This window comes from Stenotrophomonas sp., from assembly GCF_032056425.1.
In the GTDB taxonomy this organism is placed as follows: domain Bacteria; phylum Pseudomonadota; class Gammaproteobacteria; order Xanthomonadales; family Xanthomonadaceae; genus Stenotrophomonas.
This window is the reverse complement of sequence record NZ_DAMBCN010000017.1, coordinates 61,978-77,725: the sequence shown is the minus strand read 5'-3', so window position 1 is coordinate 77,725 and position 15,748 is coordinate 61,978. Positions and strand designations below refer to the sequence as shown.

Sequence of the window (15,748 nt, the reverse complement as noted above, 5' to 3'; positions counted from 1 at the left end):
TTAGCAATCCGCTATGACAAACGCTCTACAATCTGTTGCGGATTGAAAAAACGGCAAAGGTGACGGTTCAGCATTTTTGCCGTAGCATTACACGCGTTGGGCAGGCCAGCGCCGTGGAGACACGGAACCGGCCTTGTACCTTGCAGCACTGTAGAAACCGGGGGTGCATTGGTTTCGACGGGGGTTGTGAAGTCGCCTGGCGCATGCCGAGGGGGTAGCTTTCCTCGTAAATCCAGCTGCAAAACTCTAGTTGCCAACGACGACAACTACGCTCTGGCCGCTTAAGGCCTAAGCCTCGAAACCGCTTGTGTCCATGCTCGCGGTGTAGAGTCACTATCATGGAATCGCGCTGGGCGGCTGCCTGTCAGTCCGGCACTAGAACACAACAGGCTGGTCCCCGGGTGCGCTTTGCACACCGTGCTGCTCGGGGCCGAGATCCAACGGTGAGCTAAGCATGTAGTGCTGGGGATGGAGTGCCTTCGGACGGCGGTTCAATTCCGCCCACCTCCACCAATACCAAAAACCCCAACCGGCAACGGTTGGGGTTTTTTCATGGCGGGCCGCTACCGCCGCGCTGCCTCAATCTTCCTGAACAAGCTCTCCGCCGCATCCCGCGCCTGCTGGTCCTCTGCCGCAGGCAGCGGCCGCAGCTCTACGCCTTCCTGCCCCCCCAGTTCGGCCGGTCCGCCGACATCATCGTCATACTCAGAACCATCCGGGTTGATTGCATGGTAGCGGTCCAAGGTCAGGTCGTGATGTAGCAACCTGGAAAGATGCACCCACATCCAGCAACGAAGCAAATCTTCTTGGTCATAGTGTTCGATGAGATCGCGCATCGCGTCGGTGTCACCCTGTTCAGCGGCGATGTTCAGCCATCGCCTCTCATCTTCAATACCGCCAAGTTGTTCGGCCATCGCTGCAATCTCCCTCGGCCCCCAACTATAGGGCGCCACTTCGCGGTCAAAGAACGTCGGATCGTCAACATGATCGGCACGCTCTGGCTGAGCCATGGAATTGGCTAATCTGGCAGCCTCCGCGAGATGGAAGGTGAACGCTTCGTCTCGGTTCCGCCCCACCTCGTAAGCCAGTGCCCATTCCTTCGTGGCACCTTCAAGCACCTGCCCCTTCTGTTGCTGCTCGTACCAGTACCGGCCTTCCAGCCAATCATCGTCTTCCGACGGCTCCAGGATCAACGCTAGAGCCATATGCGCCTTGATGTTCCCACGCTCGGCAGCTTCCCGCAGGCTGCCCTGCAACGAGGAATCGCCGAAGTCTTCATTTGGCCATTCACCAGCGCCCCATGCGTCGCGCAGGGTGCATAGTTCGTCCAACAAGGATGAGAGACTAAGCACAGTCAGCTCGCGCTCGATCAACATCGCCTCCAGCAGCGCTGTTGCCTGCGCGGACAACAAGGGCGTATAGCCCAATGCTCGCCCGCGCCCTTCCATCCACTCTGCACTCCATGGCGCCCGGGGCATGCCGGGCTGGCCCCTGACCAGCAGGTGGTCCACGCTGAACGCGGCATAGCTCTTGAAACCAAACCCCGCTGAGACCCATTCGTAGAGGTGCGCCCTGCTGAAACGCACGGATGTAGCGCTCTGCAGCTGCTGCTGCGCCTGATAGGCAATTTCCTTGAACATCCCAGATTCTCCTGATGCGTGCTGTCGGAGATGGGTGATGAGCACACGTTTAATCACCCGCCGACAGGGCAACGAGAGAAAGTGTTCAGTACGGAATCTGCTTCGCCTTTTTTTACTCGTGTGCAAGTAAGGTGGGCACCTGAGCGGAGTGTATGCCGGGGCAACCCGCCCCGTCCACTCTCCCCGCCCCACCACTCCAGAAGGATCTGCAATGAACACCCGACTGCCCACCCTGCTGCTCGCCCTGGCCGCCAGCGCCGCCGCCTCTGCCGCGCCCGCCGCCAAGCCGACCGCGGCCCTTGAAGCCCTGCTGGCCTGCCGGGCCGGTTCCGATTTCACCCAGGCCCAGGCAGAAGATGCGCTGCGCGCCGCGGGCCTGACCCAAGTGCCCGGCGGGGTGTTCGAGGCCAAGGAGGGCAAGGTCGCCCTGTTCGGCGGCAGCGTGGACAGCGCCAACGTGTCCATCGGGCCGAGCGGCAGCAAGAGCCTGCACGTCTATCTGAACGACGTGTCGGCCCCGCAGGTGGGTCGCAGCCTGTCGGTCACCACGGTGAACGAGGCCGCCGACAGCGAAGCGCCCTCCTTCGTCCGCAAGCTCGATGCCCGGCACACCCTGCACGTGGGTGCCGCAGACGATTACGAAGGCTACTCGGCCTCGGTCAGCTGCCTGATCCTGCCGTAACCTTGCGCGGCGCTGGTGCCTACAGCCAGCGCCGCACCTGGCTGCGGAATGCCTCGTAGCGGGCACCAAAGCGCGCGGCCAGTACCCGTTCTTCCGGCACGATCTGCAGGCGGGTGATCCAAGCCACGAACAGTGGCACTACCAGCAGCGGCGGCGCATTGCGCAACAGCAGCAGGGCGCCCAGCAGCACCAGCGCCTGGCCCAGGTACATGGGGTTGCGGCTGTAGCGGTACAGCCCTCCGGTCACCAGCACGGTAGTGGACGCCGGCCGCAGGGGATTGACCGTGGTGCGCACGCGGCCGAAGGTCCACTTCGGCAGCAAATTCAACAGCAGGCCCAGCACCAGGACGGCAACCGCCAGCCAGGCCGGCACCGGCAGCGCCCATCGCGGCAGAAGACCGTCCAGCGCCCACCCGGCCAGGCCGCACAGCAGCATGACCAGTGGCGGCGGAACACGGGTTTCCAGCAGGTGCATCGGTGTCCCTGAGCGTCGGCGTCCAGCCCGCAGTCTCACACACGCCGCCACTTTCTTCCGCGTTGACGCCGCTCCGGCTAGAGTGGCGCCACTGCGCAGGAGGACCGCATGGCATTACCGGGTTTCACCGTCGTTCGCCACATGGCGCTGGCCGCCACCGCCCTGCTGCTGCTGAGCGGCTGCGCCACGCTGCGCCAGTTCAGCCCGTCGGTGCAGGTGGGCACGGTCACCCCGGGGCAATACATCGCACTGAAGCGCGGCGACATCCTGACCAGCGGCAAGCTGAGTGCGGCCACCTGGGAAACGTTGCGCGTGGCCGGGCTCGATGAAACCGCGTGCGCCAAGCCGGGGCCAGCGTGCATCGAGGCGATGGAAGCCAGCATCGTGGTGCGCGAGGAGGACAAGCGTTCCAGCCTGGCCGAACTGTGGCTGCAGCATGCGATGACCCTGCCTGCACCCAAGCGCGAATCCCCGGCTGCGGCACGCGCGGCGACGCCGACGCAGCCGCTGCCACCGCTGGATGCGGGCTTCCAGCCGCGCCTGGACGCGTGGATGCAGGTCGCCCGCCAGGCCTATGCGTATCTGTTCTTCACCGAGCGCACCGCCAACCAGCGCGGCTTTGAAGATCGGCAGACGCAGGTGCGCGACTACTACAACCTGGCCGTGCAGGAAGCTTCGGTGATGCTGTTCGAGGTGTATTCGCGCGGCGACGCGGGCAGCGACCGTTCGCGCCTGCAGGTGGGGCCGTGGACCTTCGTGCTGGCCCCCGATGCCGATGGCGCCACCCAGGACGGTCGGCAGCTGGTCGAACTGGTGCCGGCCGCGTCGATGTCCTTCACCGGTACCCTGCGCAGCGTGCACCGCCGCGACGGCTTCGGTGCCGAGCTGGTGGCGGTGATGGCCGACCCCAGCGAACAACGCGCTTCGGCAGCGCCTGCTGCGGCGCCAGGCAGCCCGCAGGTGGCTGCGGCGGCCACCGAGCGCGACTGGAGCGAGATGCCCTCGCCCTCGATGACGGTGCTGCTGCGCTTTGCCGGCGCCAACCTGTGGGAAGTGCTGCACGACAACGCGCCCACGCTGGAAATCCACGATCCCTACCAGGTGTCCGAAGTACAGCTGCATGGCGAGCAGGTGCCGCTGGCGGCCAACTTCACCGCCGGCTATGCGCTGTGGCTGGCGCGCTCCAACTTCAGCCGGCAGTCGCTGCGCTCGCTGTTCGGTGGCAAGGGCGGTATCGAGCGCCCGCACCTGTTCATGATGCAGCCCTTCGATCCGGACCGGCGCGTGCTGTTGATGATCCATGGCCTGGCCAGCAGCCCGGAAGCGTGGGTGAACGTGGCCAATGAACTGATGCGCGACGAGGAGATCCGCCGCGAGTTCCAGATCTGGCAGTTCTACTACCCCACCAACATGCCTGTAGCGCTCAGCCACGATGCGATCCGGCACACGCTGGACGATGTGCTGGCGCACTTCGACCCGACCGGCAAGGACGTGGCCTCGCACGACATGGTGGTGGTCGCGCACAGCATGGGCGGTGTGATCTCGCGGCTGTTGGTTTCTTCGTCCGGCGACCATCTGGTGCAGACCCTGCTGGATACCGCGCAGATGTCGCCGGTGCAGCGCGAACTGGTGCGCACGCGCGGCGCGCCGCTGCTGAACTTCCAGCCGGAACCGGAAATTTCGCGGGTGGTGTTCATCGCCACCCCGCACCGCGGCACCGATGTGGCCGGCACGCGGCTGGGCAGGTGGATCGGCAAGTTCGTGCGCCTGCCGCTGACCGTGCTGGAAGACGTGGCCAGCCTGGCCAACGATGGCCAGATCGAACGCAACGACGACAAGCACGGTTACCGCATGAACAGCATCCAGAACCTGGACAAGGACGATGCCTTCATCAAGGCGGTGGCCGACCTGCCGATGGCGCCGAAGGTGCGCTACCACTCCATCATTGCCCGCTCCAGCGCACAGGGCCCGCTGCAGGACAGCAGCGATGGCCTGGTGCCCTACTGGAGTTCGCACCTGCCGCATGCGGAGTCGGAAAAAGTGATCGTGTCCGGCCACAGCGTGCAGGAAGCGACACCGGCCATCGTCGAGCTGCGACGCATCCTGCACGAGGACATGCAGGCGCACGATGCGCCGGCGAAGTAGCCGCGCGTGGTCCTGCGGCGACGCCGCGGCACTTCCGGCGGCCTGGCGCGCGTGCTACACCAGCACGGCGCATGTGCGCGATCGCAGGAAGCAAGGATGAAGCTGATGAAACTGCAATTGGCCACGATGGCCACCCTGGTGGTAGCCGCGGCAACCCTGGTTCCGCTGGCCGGAGCACAGGCCAGCGCACCGGGAACGACGGTCTCGTGCGTGCCGGTGAACATCGACCGCAACCGCGTCCACCAGCACTGCACCGAAACGTACATCGACGAACAGGGCAACGTGCACGAAGCCGAGTACTGGATCGATGAGTACGGCAATCCGTACCTGCGCAACTGATCCAGGCCTGAGCTGACCCATTGCATCACTGCGCCGGGCGGGCCTTTGCTGCCTGCCCGGCCTCTGCCAGCCGCCCATCGCGGCATACCGCAGCCCCGCCCTTCCGTGGCATGCTCTGGAATCGTTTTCATGGAATGGAGGGATTCCACGATGTTGCAGCATGTCCGCCGCACCGCGCTCTGCGCGCTGTTGGCCCTGGCCCTGCCGGCCGCCGCCTGGGCTGCCAGCCCGGCACCGCTGAAAGTCATGTCGTTCAACGTGCGCACCCCGGCCGATACCGAGCCGGGCAAGCGCTGGCCGGACCGCCGCGATGCGATGGTCAAGGTCATCCTGGAGGCCCACCCAGCGGTGATCGGCACCCAGGAACTGGTGCCGGAGCAGGCCCAGTACCTGGCCGAACACCTGCCGGGCTACCGCTGGTTCGGCAAGGGCCGCCGCGGTGGCGAGGACGACGAACACATGGGCGTGTTCTACGACAGCAAGGTGCTGGCGATCGAGCAGTCCGGTGATTTCTGGCTGTCCGATACCCCGGACGTGCCGGGCAGCATCACCTGGGGCAATCTGTACCCACGCATGGTGACCTGGGCGCTGTTCCGCCGACTGGACGACGGCCGCCGGTTCTACTTCATGGACACCCACCTGCCCTACCGCGACGAGGACGAGCCGCGCCGGCAGAAGGGCGCCGAGCTGATCGCGCAACGCGTGGGCGGCCTGCCGGCCGACCTGCCAGTGGTGCTGACCGGCGATTTCAACACCGAACCCGGCAGCGGCACCTACCAGGCCTTCACCCGGGTACTGCAGGACACCCGCACCCAGGTGGCCACGCCGAAGGGCCCCCGGCAGACCTTCCATGACTTCACCGGCAAGGCCACCGTGCAACTGGACTGGGTGCTGGTGCGCGGCTTCCACGCACGCAGCTTCACCACCGATGACCGCCGCATTGGCGGCGTGCTGCCGTCGGACCACTTCCCGCTGGTGGTGGAACTGGACTGGCCCACGCCCTGACCGGCGCGCCCCCTGCTTACAGCGGGGGGCGCTTGTCCAGAAGGCGGAACAACGCCTGGTGCTGGTCGCGTGCCTGGAAGATGCGCGCGGCCACCGCCAGCAGCAGGGCCACGCAGATCAGGCCGATGCCGATCATCGAATCGGGCAGGCGCATGAAGCCAAGCGCGCCGCCCAGGGCGGCCAGCACCATCAGCACCACCACCGCCACCGACAAGCCTGCGCCAGGCAGGCCGGGATCACCGAACAGCATCCGCTGGGTGGATCGCTTGTCGTCACGCATCGCCTGTCCTTGCTGGGGTGGTTCCCTCTAGGTACACCGTGCGCTTGGTTTCCGGCAGAGTCAGAAACGACAGCACCCAGCACGACACCGCAGCAGGACCACAAGAACGGTGGGCATCACGCCGCCAGCCACGCTGGAAACGACGTGATGCCCTCGCCCGGCTTCAGCGGCTGGCCATCGCCGGCTGCGGCGCCTGGCCCCAGCCGCCCAGTGCCTTGTAGACACCGACCACGCTGACATTCACTTCCGCTTCGGCCGCCGCCAGCGCATCGTCGGCCACCAGTTGCGTGCGCTGGGCGTCCAGCAGGGTCAGGAAGTCCTCCGAGCCTTCGCGATAGCGGATCTGCGCAAGCGCTTCGGCACGACGTGCCGCCTGCGCCTGCTCGACCACGATCGCCAGCCGTGCCTGCTGCTTGGCATAGCGGGTGAGCGCGTTTTCGGTGTCTTCCAGCGCCAGCAGCACGGCCTGCTCGTACTGCGCGGCCACGCCTTCGGCTTCGGCCTTGCTGGCCCGCAGGCGTGCCTTCACCGTGCCGAAATCGAACGCGGCCCAGCTGATCGACGGGGTGAGCGACCAGGCCTTGTTGTTGCCGTTCACCAGCCCGCTGGCGTCGCCGCCGAGGAAGCCGACGAAGCCGGACAGCGACAGACGCGGGAACAGGTCGGCGGTGGCCACACCTACCCGCGCGGTGGCGGCGGCCAGGCGGCGTTCGGCCATGCGCACGTCGGCACGCTGGCGCAGCAGCTCGCGGGTGTCACCCAGCGGCAGTGCCTTGGCAAACGCCGGCACCTCATGCGGGGCCAGCATCGCGGTCAGCACTTCCGGGCGCTGGCCCAACAGCACCGCCAGGCGGTTGCGCGACTGTGCTTCTGCCACTTCCAGCAGCGGAATGTCGGCCTCGATCGCCTTCAGGCGTGCGCGGCTGCTCTGCACGTCCAGCTCGCTGCCGGCGCCCAGTTCCCAGCGCGCTTCGGTCAGCTTCTGCGTATCGCGCAGGTTTTCCAGCGTGTGCTGGGCCACCGCGATGCGCTTCTGGGTACCCCGCAGTTCGAAGTAGTTGCGCGCCACTTCGGCGGCCACCAGCACCTGCGCGTCGGCCAGGTTGGCCTGCTCGGCGCCCAGGTCGGCACGCGCGGCTTCGGCGGCGCGGCGCTTGCGGCCGAACAGATCCAGCTCCCAGCCGGCATCGAAGCCGAGCTGGTAGCTTTCGCTGAACACCCGTTCGCCACCCTGCGTTGCATCGGGCTGCTTGCGGCGGTCGTAGCTGCCACCGGCGGTGACATGCGGCGCCTGGTCGAAGCGGCTTTCCACGAACACTGCGCGGGCCTGGCTGACGCGGGCCACGGCCACGCGCAGGTCCAGGTTGTCCGACAGCGCACCGTGCACCAGTTCTTCCAGCACTGGATCGTCGAACTGGGCCCACCAGCTGGCCACCGGCGATGTGGTACTGAACACCGCCTGCTGTGCGCCCTGCAGGGCGACCGGCTCCTGCACCGGTGCCGTGTAGTTGGGGCCAACCGTCACGCAGCCGGCCAGCACCAGGCTGGACACGGCCACGGCCAGGGTACGGATCACCACGGCAGCACCTCGCCCAGGTAGGTGAAGCTGCCGCTGGCGCCGGCGTCGCCGATCAGCGCCATTTCCACGCTGGAACGGGCGCCTTCGCTGATTTCGATCTCGCCGTTGCCACCGTTCATGTCGGTCTTCACGTAGCCGGGGTGCACGGTGTTGACCTTGATCGGGGTGTTGCGCAGTTCGTAGGCCAGGCTGAGCGTCCAGCTGTTCACTGCGGCCTTGGAGGCGTTGTAGGCGGGAATCTTGAAATCGTAGATGCCCGAGTTCGGATCGGCATGCAGGGTCTGCGAGCCGAGCATGCTGGACACGTTGACGATGCGGCCCGACTTGGCCTGCTTGACCAGCGGCAGGAAGGCCTGGGTAACGGCCACCAGTGCATACACGTTGGTGTCGAAGGTGCGGCGCCAGGTATCGAGCGACTGCTCGGACGGCGCCTGCGCCGGGTTCTCGATCATGATGCCGGCGTTGTTCACCAGGATGTCCAGGCGCCCATGGCGCTGGCGCACCTGTTCGGCGGCCTCGGCAATGCTGGCTGCATCGGTCACGTCCAGCTGGATGGCTTCCACCGGCAGGCCTTCGGCCTGCAGCTGCAACGCCTGCTCCACGGCCGTTTCGCGCTTGCGACCGGCCAGCAGCGTGTGCACGCCGGCCTGCGCCAGCTGGCGCACGGTTTCCAGGCCGATGCCGCGGGTGGCGCCGGTAACCAGGGCAATCTTGTTCTGATGGGTGTTCATGGGGTCATGCCTCGATAGGGGAAAGCGGGCGCCGGCACCGGGCCGGCGCAACCGCTGTTTTCCAGGTCAGTGATGAATGGTCGGTTCGCCGTGCTGCACCAGCTGGCCACCGCCGTTACGGGTGACGAACTTGCGCAGGGCGACGTAGAACACGGGGGTCAGGAACAGGCCGAACAGGGTCACGCCCAGCATGCCGGCGAACACGGTGATGCCGGTGACCGAGCGTACCTCGGCACCTGCACCATGCGACAGCACCAGCGGCACGGTGCCGGCGATGAAGGCGATGGAGGTCATCACGATCGGGCGCAGGCGCAGGCGGCAGGCTTCCAGGGCGGCCTCGACGATGCCCTTGCCGCCCATTTCCAGCTCGCGGGCGAACTCGACGATGAGGATCGCGTTCTTGCACGCCAGGCCCATCAACACCACCAGGCCCACCTGCACGAACACGTTGTTGTCACCGCCGGTCAGCCACACGCCGAACAGGGCCGACAGCAGGGTCATCGGTACGATCAGGATCACCGCCAGCGGCAGCGACCAGCTTTCGTACAGCGCAGCCAGCACCAGGAAGGCCAGCATGATCGCCACCGGGAAGACGATGAAGGCGGCCTTGCCCTGGGTCGCCTGCTGGTAGCTCAGGTCGGTCCATTCGGTGGTCATGCCCACCGGCAGCACCTTGCCGGCGATCTCGGTCAGCTTGTTCATGGCTTCGGCCGAGGACAGCACGCGCGGGTCGGCTTCACCGGCCAGGTCTGCGGCCGGGTAGCCGTTGAAGCGCAGCACCGGGTCCGGGCCGTAGGTCTGCTTCACGGTGACCATCGAACCGATCGGCACCATCTCGCCACGGTCGTTGCGGGTACGCAGCTTGCCGATGTCTTCCACGCTTTCACGGAACGGACCATCGGCCTGGGCGATCACCTGCCAGGTACGGCCGAACTGGTTGAAGTCGTTCACGTAGGCCGAGCCCAGGTAGGTCTGCAGGGTGTCGAACAGCTCGGTGAGCTGCACGCCCTGCGCCTTGGCCTTCACCCGGTCCACTTCGGCATCCAGCTGCGGCACGTTGGCCTGGTAGCTGGTGATCGGGAACGCCATGCCGGGGGTCTGTGCCACGGCACCCTGCATCGACTGCACGGCATTCTGCAGGGCGCCATAGCCCAGGTTGCCGCGGTCTTCGATGAACATCTGGTAGCCGTTGCCGTTGCCCAGGCCGAGGATCGGCGGCGGCATCATCGAGAACGCGAAGCCTTCCTGCAGCCCAGCGATCTTCTGGTTGATCTCGGCGTTGATCTGCGCAGCGGTACGGCCGTGGCGCTCGTTGAACGGCTTGAGCGGGATGAAGGCCACACCCGTGTTGGGCGTATTGGTGAACTGCAGCGCGTTCAGACCCGGGAACGAGATGGTGTGGGCCACGCCATCGGTTTCCTGGGCGATCCTGGCGACCTTGCGCAGCATTTCATCGGTACGCGCGATCGACGAGCCTTCCGGCAGCTTCACACCGGCAATCAGGTACAGCTTGTCCTGGGTGGGAATGAAGCCCGGCGGCACCAGCTTGAAGATCACGCCGGTACCGACCAGCAGGATCGCGTAGACCACGAACACCGCACCACGACGGCCGAGGATCTTCGACACGCCCCGCTCGTACTTTTCCGAGCTGGACTTGAAGAAGCGGTTGAACGGACGGAACACCCAGCCGAACAGACGGTCGATCAGGCGGCTCGGCGCATCCTTGGGTGCACCGTGCGGCTTCAGCAGACGCGCGGCCAGCGCCGGCGACAGCGTGAGCGAGTTGATGGCCGAGATGACCGTGGAGATGGCGATGGTGACGGCGAACTGCTTGTAGAACTGGCCGGTGACACCGGACAGGAAGGCCATCGGCACGAACACCGCGCACAGCACCAGCGCGATGGCGATGATCGGCCCGGACACTTCACGCATGGCCTGGTGTGCCGCCGCGGTGGGCGACAGGCCTTCTTCGATGTTGCGTTCCACGTTTTCCACGACCACGATCGCATCGTCCACCACGATGCCGATCGCCAGCACCAGGCCGAACAGGCTGAGCGTGTTGATCGAGAAGCCCAGCAGGTACAGCGCGGCGAACGTACCCACCACCGACACCGGCACGGCGATCAGCGGAATGATCGAGGCACGCCAGGTCTGCAGGAACAGGATCACCACCAGCACCACCAGGGCAATGGCCTCCAGCAGCGTGGAGACCACGGCCTTGATCGAATCGCGCACGAAGATGGTGGTGTCGTACACCGCTTCGTACTTCACGTCGGCCGGGAAGCTCTTCTGCATCTCGTCCATGGTGCCGATCACTGCATCACGGATTTCAAGGGCGTTGGCGCCGGGTGACTGGAAGATGCCGATGCCTACCGCGTTCTTGCCATCCAGCTGCGAGCGCAGGGTGTAGTCACCGGCACCCAGTTCCAGGCGGGCCACATCAGACAGGCGCACGATCTCGCCATCGGTGCCGCTCTTGAGCACGATGTCGCCGAATTCCTGCTCACTCTTCAGTCGGCCCTGCGCGTTGATCAGGGTCAGGAACTGGCTGTTGGGCAGCGGTTCGGCACCCAGCTGGCCAGCCGAGACCTGCACGTTCTGTTCGCGCATGGCGGCCACCACGTCGCTGGCGGTCAGGCCGCGCGCGGCCACCTTGTCCGGGTCCAGCCAGGCGCGCATGGCGTAGTCGCCGCCACCGAAGATCTGCGCATCGCCCACGCCCTGGATGCGTGCCAGCGCGTCCTTCACGTGCAGGCGAGCGTAGTTGCGCAGGTACAGCGTGTCGTACTTGCCATTGGGCGAGGTCAGGTGCACCACCATCAGGAAGGTGGGCGACTGCTTCTGCGTGGTCACGCCCTGCCGGCGCACGTCCTCGGGCAGGCGCGCCTGCGCCTGGGCCACGCGGTTCTGCACCTTCACCGCCGCTTCGTCCGGGTCGGTGCCCGGGCGGAAGGTGATGGTCATCTGCAGCACGCCGTCCGAACCGGCCACCGACTTGAGGTACATCATGCCCTCGACGCCGTTGATCGCTTCTTCCAGCGGGGTGGCCACGGTTTCAGCAATGACCTTGGGGTTGGCGCCGGGATAGACCGTACGCACGACCACCGACGGCGGCACCACTTCGGGGTACTCGCCGATGGGCAGGATGGGAATCGAGATCAGGCCGGCGGCGAAGATCACGATCGACAGCACCGCCGCGAAGATCGGCCTGTCGATGAAGAAACGGGAAAAGTCCATGGAGGAATTCCTGGGAAATGCCGCCGACGGGCAACAGCCGCCCTGCCCCTCGTCGATATGACGAAGGCAGGGAAGGCTGCCGCAGGCGCCGGCAGCTAGAGGGAAACGCGGATCAGTGCTTCAGTGCGGCGGTCGCATCGCGGCCCGGCGCGGGGGCCGGCTGCGGCTGCATCGCCACCGCCTTGGCCTGCACCGGCATGCCCGGCATGAAGACCTTCTGCACGCCGTCGATGATCACCTTGTCACCGGCAGCCAGACCGTCTTCAACGATGCGCAGGCCTTCGGCGGTTCGACCGAGGCGGACATCGCGACGCTGCGCCTTGCCATCCTTGTCGACCACGTACACGTACTTGCGGTCCTGGTCGGTCAGCACCGCCTTGTCATCGATCAGGCGGGCTTCGAACTGGCCACTGCCCAGCAGCTGCACGCGGGCGAACAGGCCCGGGGTGAACTGGCGGTCGGCGTTGTCCAGCAGCGCGCGCACCCGAATGGTGCCGGTGCTGCGGGTCACCTGGTTGTCGAGGAAGTCGACCTTGCCGGTGTGCGGGTAGCCGTCTTCGCCCGACAGGCCGACCTTCACCGGCAGTTCGCTGTCGCGCTCGCTCGGGCGCTGGCCGTTGCGGGCCATCTGGGTGTAGCGCAGGAAGGTGCTTTCGTCGGCATCGAAGTAGACGAACACCGTGTCCAGCGATACCAGCGTGGTCAGTACGCTGGCGCTGTCGCCGGCGGTGACCAGGTTGCCGGCGGTAACCATCGCGCGGCCGGCACGGCCATCGATGGGCGCGCGCACCTTGGTGAACTCCAGGTTCAGGCGTGCCGCATCCAGTGCCGCCTGCGCCGCCTGCACCGCCGCGCCGGACTGGTCGGCCGCGGCGCGACGCTGTTCGGCGGTTTCGGTGGAAATGGCCTGCTGTTCGGACAGGCGCTTGGCACGCTCGGATTCGCTGCGGGCCAGGCTGGCCTGGGTGCGGGCACGGGCCAGTTCAGCGGCGGCGCGATCGTACTCGGCCTGGTAGCTGCGCGCGTCGATGGTGAACAGGACAGCGCCCTTCTTCACTTCTTCGCCTTCGACATAGTTGACCTTGTCGATGTAGCCGGACACGCGCGGGCGCAGCTCGACGCTCTGCACGGCTTCAACGCGGCCGCTGAATTCATCCCACTGGCTGACCTGCTTGACCAGCACCGGGGCGGCACTGACCTGCGGCGGCGGCGGCGCACCGGCCTCTTCGGCATGGCCGCCACTGCAGGCGGCCAGCACGGCAGCGGCAAGGATCGAAACACCAGCCATCGCCAGGCGATGACCGATACGGTGTGGAGACGTGTTGGGGGAAGTCATGGCATGCATCCGTACGGAAGGGTTGGTAGTTCGGTGATACGTGTTCGTTTTCAGGCGGCGTAGCCTGCGACCTCAACGATGGTTGAGGTCAAGCAACGCCGGCGGTGTCGCGCCACAGCGGGGGCAGGTCCAGGTTCAACAGACCGCGCGGCAGCTCGGCATCACTGCTGTCACAGCGGACGATGGCGCGGTTGTCGCGGCAGCCGTCGAGCAGGGACACCACGCGGCGGCCGACCAGCAGCGAGCTGGGCCACTCGATGCAGGCGTTGGCCGCGTTGCTGGGGGTGCAGACCGGGTTGCCGACCTCCAGCATCTGCGCACGCACGCCCAGCGCCTGGGCTTCCTGGTGCAGCACCTGGGCGTACATGCGCAGGGCCGCGGTGGTGATCGAGGTTTCGCCGTAGCCTGCCCACGGCTTGGCACCGGCCGGACTGCCGATCAGCACATAGCGGCGGGCATGCGGGTTGTCCTGCAGCAGCGGCAGCAGGTGGCGCGCGGCGTGCACGTGCGGCATCAGGTCGGCCTGCATCGCGCCCAGCAGTGCATCGCCGCTGCGCGCGGTGACCCGACCACGGTTGTACGGGCCGCCCATGGCCGCCACCACCGCCGCCAGCGGACGCGGGCGCTGCGCCACGCGCTCGGCCACGGTGCGCGCCGACGCATCATCGCTGAGCGAGCCCAGCATCGTCTGCAGGCCCGGCTCATCGGCGAACTGTTCGTGCAGCGCCGCCAAGCGCCCCGGATCGCGGCCGACCACCAGTACCGGGCTGCCGGCCTCCAGCAGCGCACCGACCACGCCCTGGCCGACCGCGCCGGTGCCGCCGAGGACAAGGACCTCGGGGGTCAGAATCCCATTCACGGGACATTTCCTCCCAAATCCGGGATAGTCCCAATTCGACGCAGGCGATCGCCCTGCCGCGGGGCAATGCGGATGGCACCGCCCCGCTGCTGACGCAGGGGCGCGGTGAACTCGCGGAAATCCTTGTGTACCAAGGAACTCGGACGGGCCTCGACGGTCATTGCCTGGTCCAGGGTGTCCTGGCTGGCAAGCCGGAGGCGGGCAAGAATGTTGCGCAGGCTCATGGCGGACAGGCTCCAATCAACGAATGGCGCCACGATAGACCTCAAACCTTTACTTGATTAGTCCGGATTAAGGGGAATAATCATCCCGTCCCCGGTCCAATCGATCTGTCACGATTGTCCCATCCCCGCCGTCCAGGATCCCGACCATGTCCCACGATCTCAACGAGACGCTGATCTTCGTCAAGGTGGTCGAGCAAGGCAGCTTCATTGCCGCTGCCAAATCGCTCGGCCTGCCCAAGACCACCGTCAGCCGCAAAGTGCAGGAGCTGGAAACGCGCCTGGGTGCGCGCCTGCTGCACCGGACCACGCGCCGCCTCGGCCTGACCGAAGCCGGTTCGATCTACCATGAGCATTGCCAGCGCATCGCACGCGAGCTGGAAGAAGCAGAAAGCGCGGTGAGCCAGCTGCAGTCCGGCCCGCGTGGCTGGCTGCGCTTCACCGTGCCCTACGCCATCGGCATCACCTGGATCGCGCCGCTGCTGGGCCAGTTCCATGCGCAGTACCCGGAAATCCGCCTGGACATGCACCTGGGCAACGAGAAGCTGGACCTGATTGCAGGCGAAGCCGATCTTGCGCTGCGCGTGGGCGCCCTGCCCGATTCCAATCTGGTCGCACGCAAGCTCGGCAGCCTGCGCACGCAGGTGTTTGCCAGCCCGGCCTACATTGAACGCTATGGCGAGCCGCTACACCCGGAAGAACTGCAGTTCCACCGCATCCTGGCCATGCGCAAGCCGTACCACACGGGCAATTCGCCGCGCTTCACCTGGCAGCTGGGCGAGAACGGTGGCGAGCTGCGCGATTTCCCGGTGACGCCGCTGATGACCGCCAACGACATGTCGGCGTTGAACGGCGCGCTGGTGTGCGGCGAAGGCCTGCTGCTGACCGGCGACGTGATGGCCAAGCCGTTCGTCGAATCGGGCATGGTGCGCCGCGTACTGGCCGGCTGGACTGGGCCGGAAGTGGACTTCAACGCGGTGTTTGCCGGCGGCCGCCTGGTCTCGCCGAAGGTGCGTGCCTTCGTCGATTTCCTGGTGGAGAAGCTCAACTTCGACGCCAACTACATGCTGGCGCAGTGCCCGGCGGCGAAGCTGGCACGGCAGCAGCAGGAGAAGGAAGACGCGGCGCTGGAAAACAGTGGCAAGCGCATCCTCGAGAAGGTCACTGCTGCGGCATGACCGACGGTAGTGCCGGCCGTCGGCCGGCACGTCACCGCGCA

Annotated in this window: 14 protein-coding genes and 1 other RNA gene; 6 read left to right on the top strand and 9 right to left on the bottom strand. The window is 66.3% G+C overall.

Annotated features, from left to right (window positions below):
• Positions 1-159 precede the first annotated feature (159 nt).
• Positions 160-513: a transfer-messenger RNA gene (ssrA, locus tag RTY46_RS12535) on the top strand.
• A 50-nt stretch (positions 514-563) separates the two neighbouring features.
• On the opposite strand, the gene RTY46_RS12530 is transcribed toward ssrA, so the two are convergent.
• On the bottom strand, positions 564-1,640 hold the full coding sequence (locus tag RTY46_RS12530; RefSeq protein ID WP_312708736.1) for a hypothetical protein: 1,077 nt from the start codon (positions 1,638-1,640) through the stop codon (positions 564-566).
• A 211-nt stretch (positions 1,641-1,851) separates the two neighbouring features.
• Between RTY46_RS12530 and RTY46_RS12525 the strand changes: the two genes are divergently transcribed.
• On the top strand, positions 1,852-2,322 hold the full coding sequence (locus RTY46_RS12525) for a hypothetical protein (RefSeq protein WP_312708735.1): 471 nt from the start codon (positions 1,852-1,854) through the stop codon (positions 2,320-2,322).
• Positions 2,323-2,341: 19 nt separating this feature from the next.
• Here RTY46_RS12525 and RTY46_RS12520 read toward each other — a convergent pair whose 3' ends face one another.
• Positions 2,342-2,797, bottom strand: a complete 456-nt coding sequence (locus tag RTY46_RS12520; protein WP_312708734.1) for an isoprenylcysteine carboxylmethyltransferase family protein — start codon at positions 2,795-2,797, stop codon at positions 2,342-2,344.
• 108 nt (positions 2,798-2,905) lie between these two features.
• On the opposite strand from RTY46_RS12520, the gene RTY46_RS12515 reads away from it, so the two are divergent.
• The 3 genes from RTY46_RS12515 (at position 2,906) to RTY46_RS12505 (ending at position 6,286) form a co-directional block, all read left to right on the top strand.
• On the top strand, positions 2,906-4,942 hold the full coding sequence (locus RTY46_RS12515; RefSeq protein WP_312708732.1) for an alpha/beta fold hydrolase: 2,037 nt from the start codon (positions 2,906-2,908) through the stop codon (positions 4,940-4,942).
• Between the two features lie 105 nt (positions 4,943-5,047).
• A complete protein-coding gene (locus RTY46_RS12510) occupies positions 5,048-5,281 on the top strand; it encodes a hypothetical protein (protein ID WP_312708730.1) in 234 nt (77 codons plus the stop codon).
• A gap of 150 nt (positions 5,282-5,431) precedes the next feature.
• Entirely contained in the window at positions 5,432-6,286 is an 855-nt protein-coding gene (locus RTY46_RS12505; RefSeq protein ID WP_312708728.1) for an endonuclease/exonuclease/phosphatase family protein, read from the top strand.
• Between the two features lie 16 nt (positions 6,287-6,302).
• On the opposite strand, the gene RTY46_RS12500 is transcribed toward RTY46_RS12505, so the two are convergent.
• The 7 genes from RTY46_RS12500 to RTY46_RS12470 form a co-directional block, all read right to left on the bottom strand.
• The gene (locus tag RTY46_RS12500) at positions 6,303-6,566 is read right to left on the bottom strand and encodes a hypothetical protein (RefSeq protein WP_312708727.1); all 264 of its coding nucleotides are present in this window, start codon (positions 6,564-6,566) and stop codon (positions 6,303-6,305) included.
• A gap of 163 nt (positions 6,567-6,729) precedes the next feature.
• Entirely contained in the window at positions 6,730-8,145 is a 1,416-nt protein-coding gene (locus tag RTY46_RS12495) for an efflux transporter outer membrane subunit (protein ID WP_312708726.1), read from the bottom strand.
• The gene (locus RTY46_RS12490) at positions 8,139-8,876 is read right to left on the bottom strand and encodes an SDR family oxidoreductase (protein WP_312708725.1); all 738 of its coding nucleotides are present in this window, start codon (positions 8,874-8,876) and stop codon (positions 8,139-8,141) included. The genes RTY46_RS12495 and RTY46_RS12490 overlap by 7 nt, the downstream gene beginning before the upstream one ends.
• A gap of 66 nt (positions 8,877-8,942) precedes the next feature.
• A complete protein-coding gene (locus RTY46_RS12485; RefSeq protein ID WP_312708724.1) occupies positions 8,943-12,113 on the bottom strand; it encodes a multidrug efflux RND transporter permease subunit in 3,171 nt (1,056 codons plus the stop codon).
• A gap of 112 nt (positions 12,114-12,225) precedes the next feature.
• Complete coding sequence (locus tag RTY46_RS12480; protein WP_312708722.1) at positions 12,226-13,449, bottom strand: efflux RND transporter periplasmic adaptor subunit; 1,224 nt, start codon at positions 13,447-13,449, stop codon at positions 12,226-12,228.
• Positions 13,450-13,537: 88 nt separating this feature from the next.
• Positions 13,538-14,308 (bottom strand): SDR family NAD(P)-dependent oxidoreductase, encoded by a 771-nt coding sequence (locus RTY46_RS12475; protein WP_312708720.1) that lies wholly within the window; start codon positions 14,306-14,308, stop codon positions 13,538-13,540.
• Positions 14,305-14,532: a hypothetical protein gene (locus RTY46_RS12470; RefSeq protein ID WP_312708719.1), complete on the bottom strand. Its 228-nt coding sequence runs from the start codon at positions 14,530-14,532 to the stop codon at positions 14,305-14,307. The genes RTY46_RS12475 and RTY46_RS12470 overlap by 4 nt, the downstream gene beginning before the upstream one ends.
• Positions 14,533-14,678: 146 nt before the next feature.
• On the opposite strand from RTY46_RS12470, the gene RTY46_RS12465 reads away from it, so the two are divergent.
• A complete protein-coding gene (locus RTY46_RS12465) occupies positions 14,679-15,707 on the top strand; it encodes a LysR family transcriptional regulator (RefSeq protein WP_312708717.1) in 1,029 nt (342 codons plus the stop codon).
• Positions 15,708-15,748: the final 41 nt, after the last annotated feature.

Bases quoted from the DNA above. Each gene is read 5' to 3' on its own strand.
- RTY46_RS12525 (WP_312708735.1), top strand. From the start codon at position 1,852: ATGAACACCCGACTGCCCACCCTGCTGCTCGCCCTGGCCGCCAGCGCC.
- RTY46_RS12500 (WP_312708727.1), bottom strand. From the start codon at position 6,566: ATGCGTGACGACAAGCGATCCACCCAGCGGATGCTGTTCGGTGATCCC.
- RTY46_RS12510 (WP_312708730.1), top strand. From the start codon at position 5,048: ATGAAACTGCAATTGGCCACGATGGCCACCCTGGTGGTAGCCGCGGCA.
- RTY46_RS12530 (WP_312708736.1), bottom strand. From the start codon at position 1,640: ATGTTCAAGGAAATTGCCTATCAGGCGCAGCAGCAGCTGCAGAGCGCT.
- RTY46_RS12515 (WP_312708732.1), top strand. From the start codon at position 2,906: ATGGCATTACCGGGTTTCACCGTCGTTCGCCACATGGCGCTGGCCGCC.
- RTY46_RS12465 (WP_312708717.1), top strand. From the start codon at position 14,679: ATGTCCCACGATCTCAACGAGACGCTGATCTTCGTCAAGGTGGTCGAG.
- RTY46_RS12485 (WP_312708724.1), bottom strand. From the start codon at position 12,113: ATGGACTTTTCCCGTTTCTTCATCGACAGGCCGATCTTCGCGGCGGTG.
- RTY46_RS12520 (WP_312708734.1), bottom strand. From the start codon at position 2,797: ATGCACCTGCTGGAAACCCGTGTTCCGCCGCCACTGGTCATGCTGCTG.
- RTY46_RS12505 (WP_312708728.1), top strand. From the start codon at position 5,432: ATGTTGCAGCATGTCCGCCGCACCGCGCTCTGCGCGCTGTTGGCCCTG.
- RTY46_RS12490 (WP_312708725.1), bottom strand. From the start codon at position 8,876: ATGAACACCCATCAGAACAAGATTGCCCTGGTTACCGGCGCCACCCGC.
- RTY46_RS12480 (WP_312708722.1), bottom strand. From the start codon at position 13,449: ATGACTTCCCCCAACACGTCTCCACACCGTATCGGTCATCGCCTGGCG.
- RTY46_RS12470 (WP_312708719.1), bottom strand. From the start codon at position 14,532: ATGAGCCTGCGCAACATTCTTGCCCGCCTCCGGCTTGCCAGCCAGGAC.